The sequence below is a fragment of the Streptomyces sp. NPDC007896 genome (assembly GCF_042959425.1).
Taxonomy (GTDB): Bacteria; Actinomycetota; Actinomycetes; order Streptomycetales; family Streptomycetaceae; genus Streptomyces.
Window position 1 is genome coordinate 1 of the sequence record NZ_JBIBKX010000003.1, and the last position, 20,485, is coordinate 20,485.

Consider the following 20,485-nt stretch of genomic DNA (forward strand, 5'->3'; position numbering starts at 1 on the left):
ACATTCCGAACCCGGAAGCTAAGCCTCACAGCGCCGATGGTACTGCAGGGGGGACCCTGTGGGAGAGTAGGACGCCGCCGAACTCATTTTAGGGAAAACCCCCGTACCGGGAAATCGGTACGGGGGTTTTCTGCGTTCTGGGCCAAGTCCGTTTTCGCGGTGGCTCCGCCACCCCTCCGCACCTCGACGCGAGCGCTGCGGGTAAGGTCAGGGGGCATCGTTGGCTCGTTTCCCACAGGAGGCCCCCGGGTGGAGGTCCAAGAGACCCGCGTCCAGACGGACCGGGTCCTCACCATCCCGAACATCCTCAGCATGGCGCGCCTCGTCGGTGTACCCGTCTTCCTGTGGCTGATCCTCCGGCCGGAGTTCGGCGGTCCCAAGAGTGACGGCTGGGCGCTGCTCGTGCTCATGCTGAGCGGCGTCAGCGACTATCTCGACGGGAAGCTCGCGCGACGCTGGAACCAAATCAGCAGCCTCGGCCGACTGCTCGATCCCGCGGCGGACCGGCTCTACATTCTGTCCACTCTTGTGGGGCTCACCTGGCGCGAGATTCTGCCGCTGTGGTTGACGGCTGTGCTTCTGGCGCGTGAGCTGGTTCTGCTGGTGGTCGTGGCAGTCCTCCGGCGTCACGGCTATCCGCCGCTGCAGGTGAACTTCCTCGGGAAGGCGGCCACCTTCAACCTGATGTACGCCTTCCCTCTGTTGCTGCTCAGCGACGGAAGCGGATGGCTCGCTTCACTTGCCGCGATTTTCGGATGGGCGTTCGCCGGGTGGGGTACAACCCTCTATTGGTGGGCAGGAGTCCTCTACGTGGTGCAGGTCCGCCGGCTTCTCAGGGCGGACGCCATGGCCGATTGAGCTCGGCCCGATGGGGCAGCTGAAGTGCCCGGATGGCCCGCACTCGAAAACTGCGGGACAATCAGGACGGGTGAAGTCGGCTAGACCGTCGTCTCTTCAAGGAGGACGCTTCCGACATGAAGGCCGTCGTGATGGCCGGAGGCGAAGGCACACGCCTTCGTCCCATGACCTCAAGCATGCCCAAGCCGCTCCTGCCGGTGGTGAACCGCCCGATCATGGAGCACGTGCTGCGGCTGCTCAAAAGGCATGGGCTCAACGAGACCGTCGTTACTGTCCAGTTCTTGGCCTCGCTGGTCAAGAACTATTTCGGTGACGGCGAGGAGCTCGGTATGGAGCTCACCTATGCCAATGAGGAGAAGCCACTCGGTACTGCCGGGAGTGTCAAGAACGCCGAGGAGGCGTTGAAGGACGACACTTTCCTGGTGATCTCCGGTGACGCCCTGACCGACTTCGATCTCACCGACCTCATCAATTTCCACAAGGAAAAGGGTGCGATGGTCACCGTCTGCCTGACGCGTGTGCCTAACCCCCTTGAATTCGGCATCACCATCGTGGACGAAGAGGGCAAGGTCGAGCGCTTCCTGGAGAAACCGACCTGGGGTCAGGTCTTCTCCGACACTGTCAACACGGGTATCTATGTGATGGAGCCCGAAGTCTTCGACTACGTCGAGGCCGATGTCTCCGTCGACTGGTCCGGCGATGTCTTCCCTCAGCTGATGAAGGAGGGCAAGCCGGTCTTCGGCTATATCGCCGAGGGCTACTGGGAGGACGTCGGCACCCACGAGAGCTATGTGAAGGCGCAGGCCGACGTCCTGGAGGGCAAGGTCGACGTCGAGATCGACGGTTTCGAGATCTCCCCGGGTGTATGGGTCGCCGAAGGTGCCGAAGTGCACGCCGACGCCGTACTGCGAGGCCCGCTCTACATCGGCGACTACGCCAAGGTCGAGGCGGACGCCGAAATACGTGAGCACACCGTCGTCGGCTCCAACGTCGTCGTCAAGAGCGGGGCCTTTCTGCACAGGGCCGTGGTCCACGACAACGTGTACATCGGCCCGCACAGCAATTTGCGGGGCTGCGTGATCGGGAAGAACACCGACATCATGCGGGCCGCGAGGATCGAGGACGGCGCTGTCATCGGCGACGAATGCCTCGTCGGTGAAGAATCGATCATCCAGGGAAACGTACGCGTCTATCCGTTCAAGACCATCGAGGCCGGCGCCTTCGTCAACACCTCGGTGATCTGGGAGTCGCGAGGTCAGGCGCATCTCTTCGGCGCCCGGGGTGTCACCGGAATCCTGAACGTGGAGATCACTCCGGAACTCGCCGTGCGCCTCGCGGGGGCGTACGCGACGACGCTCAAGAAGGGCTCCACCGTCACCACGGCCCGCGACCACTCCCGAGGCGCCCGTGCGCTGAAGCGGGCGGTCATCTCGGCCTTGCAGGCCAGCGCCATCGATGTACGCGACCTGGAGAACGTACCGCTGCCAGTGGCTCGTCAGCAGACCGCCAGAGGCAGTGCGGGCGGGATCATGATCCGTACGACTCCCGGGGTGCCGGACTCCGTCGACATCATGTTCTTCGACGAGCAGGGTGCCGACCTGTCGCAAGGGGGTCAGCGGAAGCTGGACCGGGTGTTCGCGCGGCAGGAGTACCGGCGTGCCTTCCCGGGTGAGATCGGGGATCTGCACTTCCCGGCCAGCGTCTTCGACTCGTACACCGGATCACTGCTCAGGAATGTCGACACCACCGGTATCACCGAATCCGGTCTGAAGGTGGTCGTGGACGCCTCGAACGGTAGTGCGGGGCTGGTGTTGCCCAGTCTGTTGGGCAAGCTCGGTGTGGACTCCCTGACCATCAATCCCGGTCTCGACGAATCCAGGCCCACGGAGACGGCGGACACGCGGCGGGCCGGTCTGGTGCGGCTGGGCGAGATCGTCGCGTCCGCGCGGGCCGCGTTCGGGGTGCGTTTCGACCCGGTCGGCGAGCGACTCTCGCTCGTCGACGAGAAGGGACGGATCGTCGAGGACGACCGGGCCCTGCTCGTCATGCTCGACCTGGTGGCCGCGGAACGGCGCAGTGGGCGGGTGGCGCTGCCGGTGACCACCACGCGGATCGCCGAGCAGGTGGCGGCGTACCACGGGACGCAGGTGGAGTGGACGACGACGTCTCCGGACGATCTGACGAGGGTCGGACGCGAGGAGTCGACGATCTTCGGCGGTGACGGGCGCGGCGGATTCATCATTCCGGAGTTCAGCAGCGTCTTCGACGGCGCGGCGGCCTTCGTACGACTGATCGGGCTGGTGGCGCGGACGCAGCTCACGTTGAGCCAGATCGACGCGCGGATTCCGCGGGCGCATGTCCTCAAGCGCGACCTGGCCACTCCCTGGGCTGTCAAGGGCCTGGTGATGCGCCGGGTCGTGGAGGCGGCCGGGGACCGGTTCGTGGACACGACCGACGGCGTACGGGTGGTGGAGACGGACGGGCGCTGGGTGATGGTGCTTCCCGACCCCGCCGAGGCGGTGACGCATCTGTGGGCGGAGGGGCCCGACGACGCGTCCGCGGAGGCCCTGCTCGACGAGTGGGCTGCCGTCGTGGACAGCGCAGGTCGCTGAAACGGACAGCACGCGCGCGTGCCGGACAAGTGCCCCCAAAGGGGCCTGTCCGGCACGCCGGTGGGGCCATTCGGAGGTAGCACCCGCGACGTGCGACGATGTGCGGCATGCCGCAGCAGCCCCCCATTCGGAGCACACCTCCGCGCCCCCCGCGCCCGGACGCCTCCATGTCGCTGCTCACCAACGTCATGGATCACAGCCTCGACGACGGATACGCCGAGGCGGCCGCCCGTAGGCAGACCGAGGGTGCCGGCGGCATGCCGAAAACGGTGCGGGCGAAGCTGGGCCTCGCGGCCGGTCTCGTCCTCGCGGCCCTGGTGGTGACCGTGGGCGCGGCGAACGCGCGGATTGCTGCTCCGGTCGTCGCCAAGGAGCGCCAGGAGCTCATCGACCGCGTCGAACGGGAGACCGCGGCCGCGGACAAGCTCGAGAGCGGGGTCGACACCCTGCGCGACGACGTGAGCGCCAAGCAGAACGAGGCGTTGAAGAGGCAGGGGGGCAGCGGCCAGGCCGATCTGGTGGGCGTACTGTCGGGTGCCGTCGCCGTCCACGGGCCCGGTGTGAAGCTCGTCGTGAACGACGCCAAGGAAGCCACCGAGGGCGGCGACGGCAATCCTCGTGAGACCAGCGGGTTCTCCGACACCGGGCGCGTCCGCGACCGTGATATGCAGCGGGTCGTCAACGGGCTCTGGGAGTCCGGCGCGGAGGCTGTCTCGATCAACGGGCAGCGGCTGACGGCACTGTCGGCGATCAGGGCAGCGGGTGACGCGATACTGGTCGACAACAAGCCGCTGGTGCCGCCCTACACGGTGCTGGCGGTGGGGGACGGCGAGCGGCTCAGCACCAGGTTCCAGAACAGTGCCGACGGCCTGTATCTGCACGCCCTGCAGGAGAACTACGGCATCCGGACCGCCATTTCCGTCGAAAAGGACGTCCAGTTGTCCGCCGCACCGAGTGTGATCGTACGTACAGCACAGCCGAGCACAGAGAAGGGCACATCGTGATCGCCGTACTGGGCCTCGTCGTGGGAGTCGTGGCTGGATTGTTGGTCCGGCCCGAGGTTCCGGCGGTCGTCGAGCCTTACCTTCCGATCGCCGTCGTGGCGGCGCTGGACGCCGTCTTCGGAGGGCTGCGGGCGATGCTCGACGGCATCTTCGACGACAAGGTCTTCGTGGTCTCCTTCCTGTCGAACGTGGTCGTGGCCGCACTGATCGTCTTCCTGGGCGACAAGTTGGGCGTGGGCGCCCAACTCTCCACCGGCGTCGTGGTCGTCCTCGGCATCCGCATCTTCTCCAACGCCGCGGCGATCCGCCGTCACGTTTTCCGGGCGTGAGGCCGATGAGCAACGAGGGCGAGACACCCGAGAACCGGCTGCGCAGGGAACTTCCCGAAGAGGTCCCGGCAGCGGCTCCCGAGAGTTCGGGGCCCGAGCAGCGCGACGAGAAGGACGAGCCGTCGCTGACCGGCCGGCAGCGGCTCGTGAAGGGGTTGTGGCCGCCGCGGGTGACGCGCGCGCAACTCATCGTCGCCCTGCTTCTGTTCGGCCTCGGCTTCGGCCTGGCCGTCCAGGTGGCCTCCAACAGCGACAGCGGCAGCGCACTGCGCGGCGCGCGTCAAGAGGATCTCGTACGCATCCTCGATGAACTCGACAACCGTACGCAGCGTCTAGAAGACGAGAAGCAGGGTCTCGAAGATCAGCGCACCGAGCTGGAGAACAGCTCGAACCAGGCCGCGGAGGCCCGCAAGCAGACCGCCGAGAAGGAGAAGCAACTCGGCATTCTGGCGGGCACGGTGGCGGCGCAGGGACCCGGCATCACGCTGACGATCAACGACACGAAGGGGACGGTCAAGGCGGACATGCTGCTTGACGCGATCCAGGAGCTGCGCGCCGCCGGGGCGGAGGCGATCCAGGTGAACGGTGTACGGGTCGTCGCCAGCACCTATCTGGCCGACTCCGGCAAGGGCGTGAGTGTCGACGGGAACAAGATCACTCAGCCTTATCGTTTCAAGGTCATCGGTAAGCCGCAGGACCTCGAGCCGGCGCTCAACATCCCCGGAGGCGTGGTGCAGACTCTTGAGAAGGAGCAGGCCACCGTCACGGTGGAGCGTGCGACGAAGATCATTGTGGATGCCTTGCGGGCTGCGAAGCAGCCTGACTACGCTCGGTCGTCCTCCCAGTGAACCGGGGGTGCATGGGCGTCGTCCGGCGAGGGCATGAGGTTGCGGGGGGTCGGCGCACCGAATGGGTGGTGCGTGGTGGAAACTGTCTGGTGGATACGGACGTTGTGAGGATGTCCGGGTCGACCGGTGTGTTCAATCAGTGTTCGTCCTGCCCCACGGGCGGGTCTGTTTCGGTCAAGGGGAATCGCCCGTGAAGTTGTTTGCGAAGTTGTTCGGCAAGAGCGCACGAGGAGAGGGCAGCGACAACGCGACTGCCCGACACCGTGCCCCACGCCATGGTGACGCGGAGGGCCAGAGCGGCGACCGCCCGCTGTTCCGGGACCAGGTCGGTGACATTCCCGGTGGTCAGGGCGCGCCGTCTGTTGACCCTGCCCAGTCCGGACGCATAGGTTTCGGGGAACCGTCAGCCTCAAGTGCGGGTGGAGGGTTCGCCTCCGACCCGTACGCGTCCCATGCCCCTGGGGGGCAGCCGCGGCAGGAGGATCCGTCCATGTCGGCCCTGGTGTGTACGAGGTGCGGTAACCGCAACGCGGAGAACAGCCGCTTCTGCTCCAACTGCGGTGCGCCGCTGCGGCCCGGTGCGGTCCCGGAGCGTGCGTCCGAGACCACATCCACGATCTCCATTTCGGGCATCGAGGCCTACGATGCCGAGGTCACCGGCCAGACGCAGATGCCGACGCTCTCTCCGGAGGCGCAGGCGGCCGTCGACGCGCTGCCGCTCGGCTCTGCGCTCCTGGTGGTGCGCCGCGGTCCGAACTCGGGCAGCCGCTTCCTGCTGGACGGTGACCTGACCACGGCCGGGCGTCATCCGCAGAGCGACATCTTCCTGGACGACGTGACCGTGTCGCGTCGCCACGTGGAGTTCCGTCGCGCCGCGGACGGCTCGTTCACGGTCGCGGACGTGGGCAGCCTGAACGGCACGTACGTCAACCGGGAGCGAATCGACTCGGTCCCGCTGTCGAACGGCGATGAGGTGCAGATCGGCAAGTACCGGCTGGTCTTCTACGCGAGCCAGCGAGGCATCTGACCCTCCCCCGGACTCCGTCCGGGGGGACCCTCAGGAAGGTCCATGCTTCGATCACCGAGCGGCGGTGCCGGGAGCGGTACCGCCGCAGCGGACAGTGGGCTGATCAGCATCGGCTCGGTGCTGAACACGCTGCGCGACGAGTTCCCCGAAGTCACGATCTCCAAGATCCGGTTCCTGGAGTCGGAGGGGCTCATCGAGCCGCAGCGGACCCCCTCGGGGTATCGCAAGTTCAGCCAGGCCGACGTCGAGCGCCTCGGGCACGTACTGCGGATGCAGCGGGACCACTATCTGCCGTTGAAGGTGATCCGCGAGCATCTGGACGCTCTGGAGCGTGGGGAGCCGGTGCGGCTGCCGTCCGTGGGGCGGCAGCGCGACTCCGGTGACGGGGAGCCGTTCGGTGGGCTCGGTGACCTCTTCGGGGAGCCCGAGGCACCCACAGCGGCCCGGGTGGGCCGTGCGGAGCTGCTGGCCGCCGCCGAGATCGGTGAGCAGGAGCTTCAGGAGTGGGAGTCGTACGGCCTCCTCGCCCCGCTTCCGGACGGGGCATATGACGCCGAGGCGGTGACGGTCGCCGCGCTCGTCGTCGAGCTCGGGCGATTCGGGATCGAGCCACGCCATTTGCGTGCGATGAAGGCCGCGGCCGACCGTGACGCGGGGCTCGTGGACCAGGTGGTGGCCCCTTTGCGGCGCCACCGCAATCCGCAGACCAGGGCGCACGCCGAGGCCCGTACGAAGGAGCTGGCGGGGCTGACGGTGAAGCTGCACGCGGCGCTGGTGCAGACCGCGCTGGGCGTGCGGCTTCCCTGACCCGAAGTGCCCGGCGGGCGTCCGGATCGGCCACCCGTTCTGTGCCCGACTACCCAAACGTCCCGGGCACGGCCTAGGGTTACTGTGTGAACGAGCTCGATGTCGTAGGTGTCCGGGTCGAAATGCCCTCCAACCAACCGATCGTGCTCCTGCGTGAAGTGGGAGGCGACCGTTACCTCCCCATCTGGATCGGACCGGGGGAGGCGACGGCGATCGCCTTCGCCCAGCAGGGCATGGCCCCCGCGCGACCGCTGACCCACGACCTGTTCAAGGACGTGCTGGAAGCCGTCGGCCAGGAGCTCACCGAGGTGCGCATCACTGATCTGCGCGAGGGGGTCTTCTACGCGGAGCTGGTGTTCGCCAGCGGGGTCGAGGTCAGTGCCCGCCCGTCCGACGCCATAGCGCTGGCGCTGCGCACCGGAACGCCGATCTACGGCAGTGACGGGGTGCTCGACGACGCCGGCATCGCGATCCCGGACGAGCAGGAGGACGAGGTGGAGAAGTTCCGAGAGTTCCTCGACCAGATCTCGCCCGAGGACTTCGGGACCAACAGCCAGTAGGGGGACCGGTCAACGGGTGACGGGACCGATCGCCCGCGGGTGGGCGATCGGACGCCGGGCTCGCGGGTCAGGGCGTGGCGTCCGCCCCCTGACAAAACGATGGATCGCAGGACTCGGGGGCGGCAATTGCCCGTGGCCCGTGTGGCGCGCTGCGGCCCGCTCCGAGAGCATTCGGCTAGCCTTTCCCCGCGGTGGGACACGGGAAACCACTCCTAGGGTGATTATCACTCGGCGTGCCGAGTGTGGCGATCGTTGACGCACCCCCGGTGACTGCCTACCGTCGAGAGGGCAGGTCAAGGACGGAGGTCGGCGTGAGAAGCAGCGGCGACGGTACGGCTGGGGGTGCCCCCGGACGAAGTCTGGGGGAGAGCAGCCCGTACCCGCTTCACGGCAGCGCGGCCGATCACGTTCCGCAGCGGCCGACAGCGGTGTCTGGCGAGCACGGTGGGGGAGGGGCGGCGGCCGAGGAGATCGGCTACCGCGGTCCTACGGCGTGTGCCGCCGCGGGCATCACCTACCGGCAGCTGGACTACTGGGCCAGGACCGGTCTGGTCGAACCGAGCGTGCGGCCCGCTTACGGGTCGGGGACCCAGCGGCTCTACAGCTTCCGGGACGTCGTCGTCCTGAAGATCGTGAAGCGGTTCCTCGACACGGGAGTGTCGTTGCAGAACATCCGCTCCACGGTCCAGCACCTCAGGGAACGCGGCTTCCGGGACCTGGAGCGGATGACGCTGATGAGCGACGGCGCGACCGTCTACGAATGTTCCTCGCCCGACGAGGTCCACGCCCTGTTGCAGGGCGGCCAGGGCGTCTTCGGGATCGCCGTGGGCGTGGTGTGGCGGGACGTCGAGAGCGCGCTCTCGCAGTTGCACGGGGAGCGCGTGGACACGGGCGAGACGCTCGTCGGGCACAACCCGACGGACGAGCTGGCGCGTCGGCGCAATCGGGCCGTCTGAGGTCCGCAGAGGCATTGTCAGTGGCGTAGGGCAGCATCGGAGATGTGAGAACCGCGCCTACGATCCTGCATCTCGACATGGATGCCTTCTTCGCCTCGGCGGAGCAGGCAGCCAAGCCGAGCCTGCGCGGGAAGGCCGTCGTCGTGGGCGGGCTCGGACCCCGCGGAGTCGTCGCGACCGCCTCGTACGAGGCACGGGTCTTCGGGGTGCACTCGGCGATGCCCATGGCCCAGGCACGGCGGCTCGCGCCGAACGCCGCGTATCTCGTGCCCCGCTTCACGCTCTACCGGGAGGTCAGCGAGCAGGTGATGGGGCTGCTGGGGGCGCTGTCGCCGTTGGTGGAGCCGCTGAGCCTGGACGAGGCGTTCGTCGATCTGGAGGCGGGGCAAGCCGCCTGGGACGAGGCTTCCGCGCGGCTGGCCGGGGTGAAGCTGCGCGCGGACATACGGGCCGTCACGGGGCTGACGGGTTCGGTGGGGCTCGCCGCGTCCAAGATGCTCGCCAAGATCGCTTCGGAGCAGGCGAAGCCCGACGGTCTCGTGGTCATCGAACCGGGGACGGAGCGCGCGCTGCTGGGGCCGATGTCGGTGCGGACGCTGCCGGGTGTCGGGCCGGCGACCGGGGACCATCTGCGCCGGGCAGGGATCACCACGGTCGACGAGATCGCCGAGGCGGGCGAGGACGAGCTCGTACGGCTGGTGGGGAAGGCGCACGGGCACGCGCTGTACGCGATGGCGCTGGCGCACGACGAGCGGCCCGTGGTGGCCGAGCGGGAGACGAAGTCCGTGTCGGTGGAGGACACGTACGACGTGGACATCCACGATCGGATGCGGGTGGGCCTGGAGGTGCAGCGGCTCGCCGACCGGTGTGTGCGGCGGTTGCGGGGTGCGGGGCTGTCCGGGCGGACCATCGTGCTGAAGGTGCGCAGGTATGACTTCTCGACGCTGACCCGGTCCGAGACGCTGCGGGGGCCGACGGACGACCCCGGCGTCGTACGAGAGGCCGCCGCGCGGCTTCTGGAGGCGGTGGACACGACCGGGGGCGTGCGGCTGCTGGGGGTCGGCGTCTCGGGGCTCGCCGACTACACGCAGGAGGACCTGTTCGCCCAGGCCCAGGCCCAGGCGCAAGCGGAGGCGGAGGCCGCCGCGGGGGAGTCGGCGGTGCTCGAGCATCCGGGCGAAGAGAGGGCGGAGGAAGCGGCTGCCGAGCAGGCGCCGCCTGCCGAGCGGCGGTGGCCTGCGGGGCATGACGTGCGGCATGCGGAGTTCGGGCACGGGTGGGTGCAGGGGAGTGGGCTCGGCAGGGTCACCGTGCGGTTCGAGACGCCTTACTCCGAGCCGGGGCGTGTGCGGACGTTTCGTACGGATGATGTTGCGTTGGAGTTGGCGGATCCGTTGCCGTTGGTGATGGGGGCCGTGTGCGATCGCCGTGGGGGGTGAGGTCGGTTCGGCAGTCGCGGGTTGTCTGTGGCTGGTCGCGCAGTTTCCCGCGCCCCTGGAGGGGCGCGCCAGCGGGGCGCAAGCCGAGAGGTCACCCTTCGTCCGTGCCCGCCAGACGGCCGAAGTCGCGGTCCGGGGGCGGGGGTGGGGGTGTCACGTCCAGGCCGTAGTGGTGGTAGAGCTGGAGTTCCTGTTCGGGGGAGAGGTGGCGGCCCACGCCGAAGTCGGGGGCGTCCTTGATCAGGGCGCGGTCGAAGGGGACACGCAGGGTGCCCTCGACGACTTCGCTGGGCTCCAGGGGGACGAAGGCGTCCCTGCTGAACAGGCCCGTCCGTATGGCGGCCCACTCCGGGACGCCGGTCGCGTCGTCGAGATAGACCTCGTCGACCGTGCCGATCTTGGCGCCGTTGCGGTCGAGCGCCTTGCGGCCGATCAGGTTGCGCGGATCGATGTCGGTCTGCACGGTCCCTCCACTCGCTAGCAACTCATCCGTAAGCACTACAAAAGAGCACATTCGGGAAGGTGGCCACTCGAAAGCTCGTGCGTTGTCCTCGCTGGTACGCTGGCAAGCGGCTGCTGACCCCGTGCGGGAGAGTCCTCCAGACATCATCGGAGGCGCCGAAGGAGCAAATCCTCCCCGGAATCTCTCAGGCACACGTACCGCACGGACGAGGTCACTCTGGAAAGCAGGGCGGGTGTCGAAGGCCTCCGCTCTCACCGACGGTGAAAGCCGGGTCGCAGTGAGCGGGCGGTCCGGTGAAGCTCTCAGGTTGAGATGACAGAGGGGGAGGCCGTCGGGGTACCCGCGCCGTGGTGCCCCTCGAAGGTCGTGTCAGACCAGGAGGCCTCCGCAATGACCGCCCATCGCATTCCGCTCTCCGAGCTCGAACAGGGAATCCCCTTCGAGCAGCGCCACATCGGGCCCGACCCCGAGGCACGGGCCAAGATGCTCGCGCAGGTCGGGTACGGCTCGCTCGACGAGCTGACGGCCGCCGCCGTGCCGGACGTCATCAAGAACGCCGAGGCGCTGGAGCTGCCGGGCGCGCGCACCGAGGCCGAGGTACTGGCCGAGCTGCGCTCTCTCGCGGACCGCAACCAGGTGCTCGACTCGATGATCGGCCTCGGCTACTACGGCACGTTCACGCCGCCGGTGATCCTGCGCAACGTCATGGAGAACCCGGCCTGGTACACCGCGTACACGCCGTACCAGCCGGAGATCTCCCAGGGGCGGCTCGAAGCGCTGCTGAACTTCCAGACCGTCGTCGCCGAGCTGACCGGGCTGCCCACCTCCGGCGCCTCGCTGCTCGACGAGGGCACCGCTGCCGCCGAGGCGATGGCGCTGTCCCGACGCATGGGCAAGAACAAGAAGGGCCTCTTCCTGGTCGACGCGGACACCCTGCCGCAGACCGTCGCCGTCATCGAGACCCGCGCCGAGCCGACCGGCGTCGAGATCGTCGTCGCCGACCTGGGCGAGGGCATCCCGGCCGAGATCGCCGGGCGTGAGATCAATGGCGTGCTGATCCAGTACCCGGGCGCCTCCGGTGCCGTACGCGACCTGAAGCCCGTCATCGAGCAGGCGCACGAGCTCGGCGCGGTCGTCACGGTCGCCGCCGACCTGCTCGCCCTCACGCTGCTCACCTCGCCCGGTGAGCTCGGCGCCGACATCGCGATCGGTACGACCCAGCGCTTCGGCGTGCCGATGGGCTTCGGCGGTCCGCACGCCGGATACATGGCGGTGCGCGAGAAGTTCGCGCGCAGCCTGCCCGGCCGGCTGGTGGGCGTCTCCGTGGACGCCGACGGACACAAGGCGTACCGGCTCGCTCTGCAGACGCGGGAGCAGCACATCCGCCGCGAGAAGGCGACCAGCAACATCTGTACGGCGCAGGTGCTGCTCGCGGTGATGGCCGGCATGTACGCCGTCTACCACGGTCCCGAGGGCCTGCGGACCATCGCGCGGCGTACGCACCGGTACGCCACGATCCTCGCCGCGGGCCTGACGGCCGGCGGGGTCGAGGTCGTGCACGGTGCCTACTTCGACACGCTGACCGCGCGGGTGCCGGGCCGGGCCGCCGAGGTCGTGGCGGGCGCGCGCAGCGGAGGCGTCAACCTCCATCTCGTCGACGCCGACCACGTGTCGATCGCCTGCGACGAGACCACCGCCCGCAAGCAGGTGGGCGCCGTGTGGACCGCGTTCGGCGTCGACGGTGACATCGAGGCCCTGGACGCCAGCGCCGAGGACACGCTGCCCGCGGCGCTGCTGCGCACCGACGACTACCTCACGCACCCGGTCTTCCACCAGTACCGCTCCGAGACCGCGATGCTGCGCTACCTGCGCAGGCTGTCCGACCGTGACTACGCGCTCGACCGCGGCATGATCCCGCTGGGCTCCTGCACCATGAAGCTCAACGCGACCACCGAGATGGAGCCGGTCACCTGGCCCGAGTTCGGCCAGCTGCACCCCTTCGTGCCCGCCGAGCAGGCGCAGGGCTATCTCACCCTCATCCAGGAGCTGGAGGAGCGGCTCGCCGAGGTCACCGGGTACGACAAGGTGTCGCTCCAGCCGAACGCGGGCTCCCAGGGCGAGCTGGCCGGGCTGCTGGCCGTACGCGGCTACCACCGGGCCAACGGCGATGACCAGCGCACGGTCTGCCTGATCCCGTCCTCCGCGCACGGCACGAACGCCGCGAGCGCCGTGATGGCCGGCATGAAGGTCGTCGTCGTGAAGACCGCCGAGGACGGCGAGATCGACGTCGAGGACCTGCGCGCGAAGATCGAGCAGTACCGCGACGAGCTGTCCGTGCTGATGATCACGTACCCCTCGACGCACGGTGTGTTCGAGGAGCACGTCGCCGACATCTGCGCGCAGGTGCACGAGGCGGGCGGGCAGGTGTACGTCGACGGTGCCAACCTCAACGCACTGGTGGGCCTCGCCAAGCCGGGCCACTTCGGCGGTGACGTCTCCCACCTGAACCTGCACAAGACGTTCTGCATCCCGCACGGCGGTGGCGGTCCGGGCGTGGGCCCGGTCGGCGTACGCGCGCACCTGGCGCCGTACCTGCCGAACCACCCGCTGCAGCCCGCGGCCGGTCCCGAGACCGGCGTGGGACCGATCTCGGCCGCTCCCTGGGGCTCGGCGGGCATTCTGCCGATCTCCTGGGCGTACGTCCGTCTCATGGGCGGTGAGGGACTCAAGCGGGCCACGCAGGTGGCGGTGCTGTCCGCGAACTACATCGCCAAGCGCCTGGAGCCGCACTTCCCGGTGCTCTACACCGGCCCCGGCGGGCTGGTCGCGCACGAGTGCATCATCGATCTGCGTCCGCTGACCAAGGCGACCGGTGTCAGCGTCGACGACATCGCCAAGCGGCTCATCGACTACGGCTTCCACGCGCCGACGATGTCCTTCCCGGTGGCCGGCACGCTGATGATCGAGCCCACCGAGTCCGAGGACCTGATCGAGCTCGACCGGTTCTGCGAGGCGATGATCGCCATTCGTGCGGAGATCGACAAGGTCGGCTCGGGCGTCTGGGCGGCCGAGGACAACCCGCTGCGGAACGCGCCGCACACCGCCGCCGCACTCGGCGGCGAGTGGGAGCACGCGTACACCCGCGAGGAGGCCGTCTTCCCGGCCGGCGTCTCGGCCGCGGACAAGTACTGGCCGCCGGTGCGCCGCATCGACCAGGCGTACGGCGACCGGAACCTGGTCTGTTCCTGCCCGCCGCTGGACGCTTACGAAGAGTAGTCACCCTCGGATACGCGTCGGGGCCGGTTCGGAGATCACGTCTCCGGGCCGGCCCCTCTCCATGTCTGGGCGACGGTCACCGCCACCCGGTTGTGCGGCTCAGGCGGCCGTCATCACGTGCTCGCTGCCCTGGGGGCGGTGCGGGGCGATGATCTGGCCGTCGGGCAGGAGCTCACCGGTGTCCTCGAAGAGCAGAACGCCGTTGCACAGCAGGCTCCATCCCTGCTCCGGGTGGTGCGCCACGAGGCGGGCGGACTCCCGGTCGGCTGATTCGGCTGTCGGACACGGTGGCTGGTGCTGGCACATGGATGGGATCTTTCGCTGGGATGAGAGATGAGTGGTGGCTGTGGTGTCTTTCCCGCGGCTTGAAGTGTTCATGGCCGCCCCCCGGTGGTGTGTGTTTGGAACCCAGTGTTGCCCTACGGGCGTCAATCCGCAGGGATTTCGCAGCAGCGCTCCTCACAGGTTGGAGACGCGTCACCCGTGCGGACGGTTCAGTCCAACTGCACGGTCCCTTCGGGGGGTTCGCGGTGGCCGGATGGGGCTAGTCCGGTCGGGGCGGAGGGGCGTTCTCCCTCGTACGAGCGCTGTGGGGCCCGAACGAGCGGGCGGGTTCGGGCGGCAACGTGCCCCGCGACCGGGACAACGGTGGCGGGGCACGGGGCTATGCGCTCGGTGTGCTTCTCCGGGTGGGTGATTACGCGGGCGAGCTGAGCAGTGGGGCGGGGGTGAGCCGGTGTGTGAGGACCGGGAGGAGTTCGGCGACGCGGTGCGGGCGATGCGCGGCGATACCGGGCGGCGCGGGCGCCAGCGGCACCAGGAGATCGGTGGCGGCCGGGTGCCCGGTGGCGCCGTCCGCCGCGCAGTCGCCGTGCAGCCAGAGGGTGAGCATGTAGAGCTCGGGAACGGACAACAGCCGTGGTTGGTACGGCTGGCCCATGTTCTCGGCGTGACGCAGGGCGCGCTCGGTGGAGGCGATGTAGGGGCCTTCGAAGAAGTGCGAGAAGGCCCAGCCGTCGGGAGTGAGCATGGTGTCGGCCGCGGCCACCGACCGCTCGCCGCAGCGGATCAGGAAGCGCCATCCGGCGAGCCGGGTGGTGGAGGCGCCGGCCGGTGTGATGCGGTCCAGAACGTGTACGGGCAACGGGAGTTCGGGGGTGACGGGTCCCTGGGCCATACGTAGGGACGGGGTGCGGGCCTCGCGGACTGCGGTGGGGGAACCGAGTGCCGTGAGGACGGTGCGCAGGGCGGGCGAGGGAGCCGGGGGGACATGCAGCGGCATGGTGGGTCGCCTCTCATTCGACAGGCACAGTGGCGCGAGGGCGGGGGCGGACGGCGCTGTCAGCTCTCGGGGTCGGAGGGGCGAGGGGTCTGGATCTGCCGACAGGATGTCGCCTGCCGCACGTCACCTCGACGACAGGACCTAGGACCGCGAGCGCCAACTCTCCGCCTCGTTTGCGGAGTTTATACGACACGTGTTCAGATGGTGTTTCATCTAGCTGTCCTGAATATGAAGAGCAAGGCGATATTCGGTCGATGAAACGAGAGGTTCATCCCGATTCCGCGTCGGGGCCCGTCGGTGACCTCGGATTGCTTTGTCGGAGCGGTCGGCCGATTCTCGTCGGCGTTTTTCACGAGATCGTGTCAGGCTGAAACTGTGCCCTGGTTCATGCCCCGTGAATGTGCCTCCGGACAACGGGTACCAGGGTAGCGGTCGGCGAGGCCCTGCAGGGCGTTATCGATCGTGTTGCCTGGGCATCATCCTCCGGGACGGCAGGGGCCGGAGGATCGGTCTGCCCATTCGAGGAGGGATGCTTCGATGGGAGAGAAGGTCGTGGCAGGGTCGTACGACCTGTCCGATCGCCGACACTACCGAGGCAAGCTCCGGCAGTGTCTGACGGGGCTGGCGCGGCTGCTGGAGGAGAAGCGGTTCGATCGCCCGAAGAATCTCATGGGGCTGGAGATCGAACTGAATCTCGCCGGGCCCGACGGCATGCCCAGGATGATGAATGCGCAAGTACTCGAAAGGATTGCGAGCCGAGACTTTCAAACAGAACTTGCCATGTTCAACCTGGAAGTCAACATAGCCCCACATCGATTGGACGGCCGGGTATTCGACCGGCTCGCCGAGGAGCTGCACACCTCACTCGCATATGCCCATCGAAAGGCCGGCGAACTCGACGCGGGAATCATGATGATCGGGATTCTGCCGACGCTCGACCGTGACGACCTGGTCTCCTCGAACCTGTCGGACGTCGATCGCTACACCCTGCTCAACGATCAGATCGTGGCCGCCCGCGGCGAGGACTTCGTGCTCGACATCGACGGGGTGGAGCGCCTCGTCTGTACGTCGAAGTCCATCGCACCCGAGGCCGCCTGCACCTCCGTGCAGTTGCACCTCCAGGTCACTCCGGCCCGCTTCGCGGACGTGTGGAACGCGGCGCAGGCCGTTGCCGCCGTGCAGGTGGCGATCGGTGCCAACTCGCCCTTCCTGTTCGGCCGTGAGCTGTGGCGTGAGTCGCGCCCGCCGTTGTTCCAGCAGTCCACCGACACCCGGCCGCCCGAGCTCCAGGCGCAGGGGGTGCGTCCGCGCACCTGGTTCGGCGAGCGGTGGATCTCCTCGGCGTACGACCTCTTCGAGGAGAACCTGCGCTTCTTCCCGCCTCTGCTGCCCATCAGCGACGAGGAGGACCCGCTCGCGGTCCTCGACGCCGGAGGCATTCCCAGGCTCGCCGAACTCGTGCTGCACAACGGCACGGTCTACCGCTGGAACCGGCCCGTGTACGACGTCGCCGACGGAGTCCCGCACCTGCGTGTCGAGAACCGGGTGCTGCCCGCCGGTCCCACCGTCACCGATGTCGTCGCCAACGCGGCGTTCTACTACGGGGTCGTGCGCGCGCTCGCCGAGGAGGCGCGGCCCGTGTGGACACGGCTGTCGTTCGAGGCAGCGGCGGCCAACTTCGACGCGGCCTGCCGCCATGGCATCGACGCGCGTCTGGAGTGGCCGCGGCGGGGACGGTACGGGGCTACCACCGCGCAGGTCGAGGCCGTGCACCTGGTCCGTGACGAACTGCTGCCGCTCGCCGCGGCGGGGCTGGACGCGTGGGGCGTCGAGCCGGCCGACCGGGACTATTACCTGGGGGTGATCGAGGACCGGTGCCGGTTGCGGGCCAACGGGGCGACCTGGCAGGCGGCCACCTTCCACCAGGCGCTGGAGAAGGGCCTCGGGAGGAATGCCGCGCTGGCCGCGACCACCCGGCGCTACGGCGAGTTGATGCACCTCGGTGAGCCCGTGCACACCTGGCCGGTGGGACTGCCGGAGCCGGTACCGCTGGGCTGATCGGGGCGGGCTGGTCGTAGTGGAGGTGCGGGGATGAGCTCCCCGAGGCGGTGTCCCTGGCGCACGCTGTCTGTAGTGGGTGTGGCTGGGGCGGATGGCCTGTGTGGGGGCTCCTGGACCGGGATGGCCCGCGGGAGTGTCCCTCTGTCCCTGGGCAGGGTGGGCTGTGGTGGTGGTTTTTGGGTGTCAGCCTTGGCTCTGGCTGCCCGCTGCCACGATCGCCTTGAGGATCACCGAGTGGATCTGCGTGGGGTCGTTGACCTGCTGGCCGGAGCCGCCGGTCGCCTTGGCGATCTCCTGGACCTCCGCCTTGTCGGCGTCCGGGCCCACGGCGATCGCGATGAGCGGCACCGGGCGCCGCGGGTCGGTGAGCTTCTGCAGTTGGGTGACGAGGGCGGAGCGCGAGATGCTTCCCGGGTCCTGGTTGACGCCGTCGGTCAGCAGCACCAGCGCGTTGAACTTCCCCTTGACATAGGAGGAGGTGGCCGCCCTGTACGCGGCGAGCGTGGTGTCGTACAGGCCCGTCGCGCCGTTCGGCACGGGAGTCAGGGAGCTGAACGCCGCCGACAGCCTGTCCCGCTGGGTGCCGTTGCCCTTGCGGTCGCCCAGGCGTTCCGTGGGCACCAGCACTCGGTAGTCGCGGTCGCCGTCCAGGCGGGTGGAGAACTTCCACAGCCCGATCTCGTCCTGCGAGGTGAAGGTCGCGAGGGCCTGCAGCAGGGACGCCCTGGTGACGTCCATACGGGACTGGCCGGTGCCCGGCACCGGCTGCGCCATGGACGCGGAGGCGTCGACGACCGTGGTGATCCGGGCGCTCTGCACCGTGATCGTCCACGTGCCGAGTGCCTCGTCGACCGCTTTCGCCGGGGCGGGGTCGAGCGGTGCGCCGGCGAACGGCTGCGGGGCGCGGCCGCCTGCCTTGGTGACCAGCGCGGGCGAGACCTTCTCGTCGTCCGTGCGGAACCCGTACCGCTCCAGGATCCGCCGCCCGTCCGACTCGCCGAGCAGCGTCATGAACCGAAGCGCGGCACGGCTCGTGTCGGTGTTCAGCCGTGACTCGTCGACCAGGGTGAACGGGTAGTCGAGCCGCGGTGACCCGTCCTTGGGGTAGAAGAGGTCGAGTCCGGCGCCTCTGTCGGCCGAGGAGTTGTACGCGAACGCCGACTGCTCGGAGAGGATCAGCGCCTGGTTGCGGTTCGGGTTGCCCTGCTCGGTGCCGGAGGAGTCGTGCGGGAGGGTGTCCAGAACCTGGCTGTCGCTGTCGGACGTGCGCTGGGAGAGTGTCTTCGCCATGGCCGCCGCCTGGGCGTCACCTCCCTTGATGGTGGCCGCGGCGGTGCCGAGCTGGGTCAGCGCGAGCAGGCCGGCCGCGCTGTGCACCGGGTCGGCCGCACCGAGCCTCAGCCGGTCGTCCTGCATCGAGGCGCCCGCCAACTCGGTCCAGGTGTACGTCTTCTCCGGCCACCCCAGCGACTTCGCGGCCGACGGGACCATCGCGACGCCGACCGGAGAGGAGGCGACGCTGCCCGCCGCGGTCACCCGCGTCGCGTTGCTCTCACCGGTGACCCGGCTCACCCACAGGGCGGAGTCCGGCACCCACGCCTGGACGTCGGACTTGTCGCCCGACCTCAGCGCGTCGGCGACCTTGTACGACTCGCGGGCCGTCACGGTGACGGCGATGCAGTGGCCGTCGGAAGTGATGTTGTGGTCGCGGGCGTGTTCGGCGACGGCCCTGAGGGCGGGCGCCATGTCCGGGGACGCGGTGATCTTGAGGGGTACGGCGTTGTCCCGGCAGGACGAGCCGAAGGAGAGCAGACCACCACGGACCGCGACCGCCGTGCCCGCGGCGACCGTGAGAACCAGCACCGTCGCGATGGCCACCGTACGGCGGCGTGCGCGTGGACGGGGGTCGGCCGCGCCCGCCCCGTACGCATCGGGCAAGCTGTGACGTCCCATGACGGTGGTGCCCTCCCTGAATGAGCCGGAGTCGCGAGAAAGCCGTAGAAACAGCCGTGAGGCAGAAGGCGAGGGGAGGTACGCCCGTACGGCGTCCGTCCCCCCGACGGCCTGTCGCACACGATCTTCGCAACTTCTTTCGAGACCCTAGCGGGGCGAAGATGGGGATGAGGCGGGATTACTCAACTGGAGGCGGGAGTGCAGGTGGAGGCGGGGTCGGTGGCCGATTCATTTCCCGAGGAGCGGCTGACGCGACGGATTTTCCGGGACGAGACACTGCTCGTCCTGGGCCTGTCGCTCGGGGCGAGCGGAGTGTCCGCGCTGATCAGCTTTGTCGGGTCGGTCACCAAACCGGGAGGCCTCAAGGACCAGGCGGCCACCCTCAACGCCTCGGCCGCGCCGGGTCGCCCCTGGCTGGATCTGGCCTGGCAGTTGTTCGGCATCGCGTCGGCCCTGGTCCCGGTCGCACTGGTCGCGCACTTCCTGATGAGGGAGGGCAAGGGACTGCGTGTGATCGGGTTCGACCGCACGCGGCCCTGGCCCGACCTCGGGCGCGGGGCCGCGATCGCGGCGGTGATCGGCAGCACGGGCATCGCCTTCTATCTGGCGGCCCGGGGGTTCGGCGCCAACCTGACCGTGGTGCCGGAAGCACTGCCCGGCGTGTGGTGGAAGTACCCGGTACTGATCCTGTCGGCCGTGCAGAACGCCGTACTGGAGGAGGTCATCGTCGTCGGGTACCTGCTGCGCCGGCTCGGGCAGTTGGGCTGGACGCCGGGGACCGCGCTGGCGGCGAGCGCGGTGCTGCGCGGCTCGTACCACCTCTATCAGGGCATCGGCGGTTTCATCGGGAACATGGCGATGGGCGTGGTCTTCGTCTACCTGTACCGGCGGTGGGGCCGGGTCGGCCCGCTCGTGGTGGCGCACTCGCTGCTCGACATCGGGGCGTTCGTGGGATACGCGCTGCTGGCGGGGAAGGTGGGCTGGCTGCCGACCGCCTGAGCAGCGGGGTG

At 68.8% G+C, this 20,485-nt stretch carries 17 protein-coding genes, 1 rRNA gene and 1 riboswitch; of the genes, 14 read left to right on the forward strand and 4 right to left on the reverse strand.

All coding sequences use genetic code 11. The annotated features are described in order from the left end of the window. The 11 genes from rrf to ACFZDJ_RS11215 all read left to right on the forward strand — a co-directional run. Positions 1–83, forward strand: a 5S ribosomal RNA gene (rrf, locus tag ACFZDJ_RS11165); the annotation flags it as partial. Positions 84–249: 166 nt separating this feature from the next. Further along, positions 250–858 (forward strand): CDP-alcohol phosphatidyltransferase family protein, encoded by a 609-nt coding sequence (locus tag ACFZDJ_RS11170; protein WP_054229135.1) that lies wholly within the window; start codon positions 250–252, stop codon positions 856–858. A gap of 116 nt (positions 859–974) precedes the next feature. Further along, a complete protein-coding gene (locus ACFZDJ_RS11175) occupies positions 975–3,470 on the forward strand; it encodes a mannose-1-phosphate guanyltransferase (protein ID WP_168507118.1) in 2,496 nt (831 codons plus the stop codon). A 98-nt stretch (positions 3,471–3,568) separates the two neighbouring features. Beyond that, positions 3,569–4,474: a DUF881 domain-containing protein gene (locus ACFZDJ_RS11180; protein WP_384907950.1), complete on the forward strand. Its 906-nt coding sequence runs from the start codon at positions 3,569–3,571 to the stop codon at positions 4,472–4,474. Continuing rightward, positions 4,471–4,803, forward strand: a complete 333-nt coding sequence (locus tag ACFZDJ_RS11185) for a small basic family protein (protein WP_003988855.1) — start codon at positions 4,471–4,473, stop codon at positions 4,801–4,803. The genes ACFZDJ_RS11180 and ACFZDJ_RS11185 overlap by 4 nt, the downstream gene beginning before the upstream one ends. A gap of 5 nt (positions 4,804–4,808) precedes the next feature. Next, positions 4,809–5,651, forward strand: coding sequence for a DUF881 domain-containing protein (locus ACFZDJ_RS11190; protein WP_391057906.1), 843 nt, complete (start codon positions 4,809–4,811; stop codon positions 5,649–5,651). Positions 5,652–5,712: 61 nt separating this feature from the next. Further along, on the forward strand, positions 5,713–6,678 hold the full coding sequence (locus ACFZDJ_RS11195) for an FHA domain-containing protein (RefSeq protein ID WP_101406372.1): 966 nt from the start codon (positions 5,713–5,715) through the stop codon (positions 6,676–6,678). Between the two features lie 42 nt (positions 6,679–6,720). Next, on the forward strand, positions 6,721–7,485 hold the full coding sequence (locus ACFZDJ_RS11200) for a MerR family transcriptional regulator (protein WP_101406373.1): 765 nt from the start codon (positions 6,721–6,723) through the stop codon (positions 7,483–7,485). Positions 7,486–7,571: 86 nt separating this feature from the next. Beyond that, entirely contained in the window at positions 7,572–8,045 is a 474-nt protein-coding gene (locus ACFZDJ_RS11205; protein WP_006123076.1) for a bifunctional nuclease family protein, read from the forward strand. A 311-nt stretch (positions 8,046–8,356) separates the two neighbouring features. Continuing rightward, positions 8,357–9,001, forward strand: coding sequence for a MerR family transcriptional regulator (locus tag ACFZDJ_RS11210; protein WP_390937055.1), 645 nt, complete (start codon positions 8,357–8,359; stop codon positions 8,999–9,001). Between the two features lie 44 nt (positions 9,002–9,045). Then, positions 9,046–10,440, forward strand: a complete 1,395-nt coding sequence (locus ACFZDJ_RS11215) for a DNA polymerase IV (RefSeq protein ID WP_391057909.1) — start codon at positions 9,046–9,048, stop codon at positions 10,438–10,440. Between the two features lie 91 nt (positions 10,441–10,531). Here the strand turns inward: ACFZDJ_RS11215 and ACFZDJ_RS11220 are convergent, their stop codons facing one another. Continuing rightward, positions 10,532–10,903 (reverse strand): PRC-barrel domain-containing protein, encoded by a 372-nt coding sequence (locus tag ACFZDJ_RS11220; RefSeq protein WP_054229128.1) that lies wholly within the window; start codon positions 10,901–10,903, stop codon positions 10,532–10,534. Between the two features lie 114 nt (positions 10,904–11,017). Further along, positions 11,018–11,113, forward strand: a riboswitch (glycine riboswitch). Positions 11,114–11,293: 180 nt separating this feature from the next. Here ACFZDJ_RS11220 and gcvP point away from each other — a divergent pair. After that, a complete protein-coding gene (gene gcvP / locus ACFZDJ_RS11225) occupies positions 11,294–14,179 on the forward strand; it encodes an aminomethyl-transferring glycine dehydrogenase (RefSeq protein WP_391057910.1) in 2,886 nt (961 codons plus the stop codon). A gap of 99 nt (positions 14,180–14,278) precedes the next feature. On the opposite strand, the gene ACFZDJ_RS11230 is transcribed toward gcvP, so the two are convergent. Together ACFZDJ_RS11230 and ACFZDJ_RS11235 are read right to left on the reverse strand one after the other, a co-directional pair. After that, on the reverse strand, positions 14,279–14,485 hold the full coding sequence (locus ACFZDJ_RS11230; RefSeq protein WP_054229126.1) for a DUF5999 family protein: 207 nt from the start codon (positions 14,483–14,485) through the stop codon (positions 14,279–14,281). Between the two features lie 391 nt (positions 14,486–14,876). Further along, complete coding sequence (locus ACFZDJ_RS11235; protein WP_101406377.1) at positions 14,877–15,461, reverse strand: hypothetical protein; 585 nt, start codon at positions 15,459–15,461, stop codon at positions 14,877–14,879. Between the two features lie 537 nt (positions 15,462–15,998). Between ACFZDJ_RS11235 and ACFZDJ_RS11240 the strand changes: the two genes are divergently transcribed. Continuing rightward, entirely contained in the window at positions 15,999–17,519 is a 1,521-nt protein-coding gene (locus tag ACFZDJ_RS11240; protein WP_168507108.1) for a glutamate-cysteine ligase family protein, read from the forward strand. A 186-nt stretch (positions 17,520–17,705) separates the two neighbouring features. Here the strand turns inward: ACFZDJ_RS11240 and ACFZDJ_RS11245 are convergent, their stop codons facing one another. Next, positions 17,706–19,475: a substrate-binding domain-containing protein gene (locus tag ACFZDJ_RS11245; protein ID WP_391057914.1), complete on the reverse strand. Its 1,770-nt coding sequence runs from the start codon at positions 19,473–19,475 to the stop codon at positions 17,706–17,708. Positions 19,476–19,673: 198 nt separating this feature from the next. Between ACFZDJ_RS11245 and ACFZDJ_RS11250 the strand changes: the two genes are divergently transcribed. Then, a complete protein-coding gene (locus tag ACFZDJ_RS11250) occupies positions 19,674–20,474 on the forward strand; it encodes a CPBP family intramembrane glutamic endopeptidase (RefSeq protein WP_385374177.1) in 801 nt (266 codons plus the stop codon). Positions 20,475–20,485: the final 11 nt, after the last annotated feature.

Excerpts from the sequence above, each read along its gene's own strand:
- ACFZDJ_RS11240 (WP_168507108.1), top strand. The coding sequence starts at position 15,999 with ATGGGAGAGAAGGTCGTGGCAGGGTCGTACGACCTGTCCGATCGCCGA.
- ACFZDJ_RS11180 (WP_384907950.1), top strand. The coding sequence starts at position 3,569 with ATGTGCGGCATGCCGCAGCAGCCCCCCATTCGGAGCACACCTCCGCGC.
- ACFZDJ_RS11195 (WP_101406372.1), top strand. The coding sequence starts at position 5,713 with ATGGGTGGTGCGTGGTGGAAACTGTCTGGTGGATACGGACGTTGTGAG.
- ACFZDJ_RS11200 (WP_101406373.1), top strand. The coding sequence starts at position 6,721 with ATGCTTCGATCACCGAGCGGCGGTGCCGGGAGCGGTACCGCCGCAGCG.
- ACFZDJ_RS11235 (WP_101406377.1), bottom strand. The coding sequence starts at position 15,461 with ATGCCGCTGCATGTCCCCCCGGCTCCCTCGCCCGCCCTGCGCACCGTC.
- gcvP (WP_391057910.1), top strand. The coding sequence starts at position 11,294 with ATGACCGCCCATCGCATTCCGCTCTCCGAGCTCGAACAGGGAATCCCC.
- ACFZDJ_RS11245 (WP_391057914.1), bottom strand. The coding sequence starts at position 19,475 with ATGGGACGTCACAGCTTGCCCGATGCGTACGGGGCGGGCGCGGCCGAC.
- ACFZDJ_RS11230 (WP_054229126.1), bottom strand. The coding sequence starts at position 14,485 with ATGTGCCAGCACCAGCCACCGTGTCCGACAGCCGAATCAGCCGACCGG.
- ACFZDJ_RS11190 (WP_391057906.1), top strand. The coding sequence starts at position 4,809 with ATGAGCAACGAGGGCGAGACACCCGAGAACCGGCTGCGCAGGGAACTT.
- ACFZDJ_RS11175 (WP_168507118.1), top strand. The coding sequence starts at position 975 with ATGAAGGCCGTCGTGATGGCCGGAGGCGAAGGCACACGCCTTCGTCCC.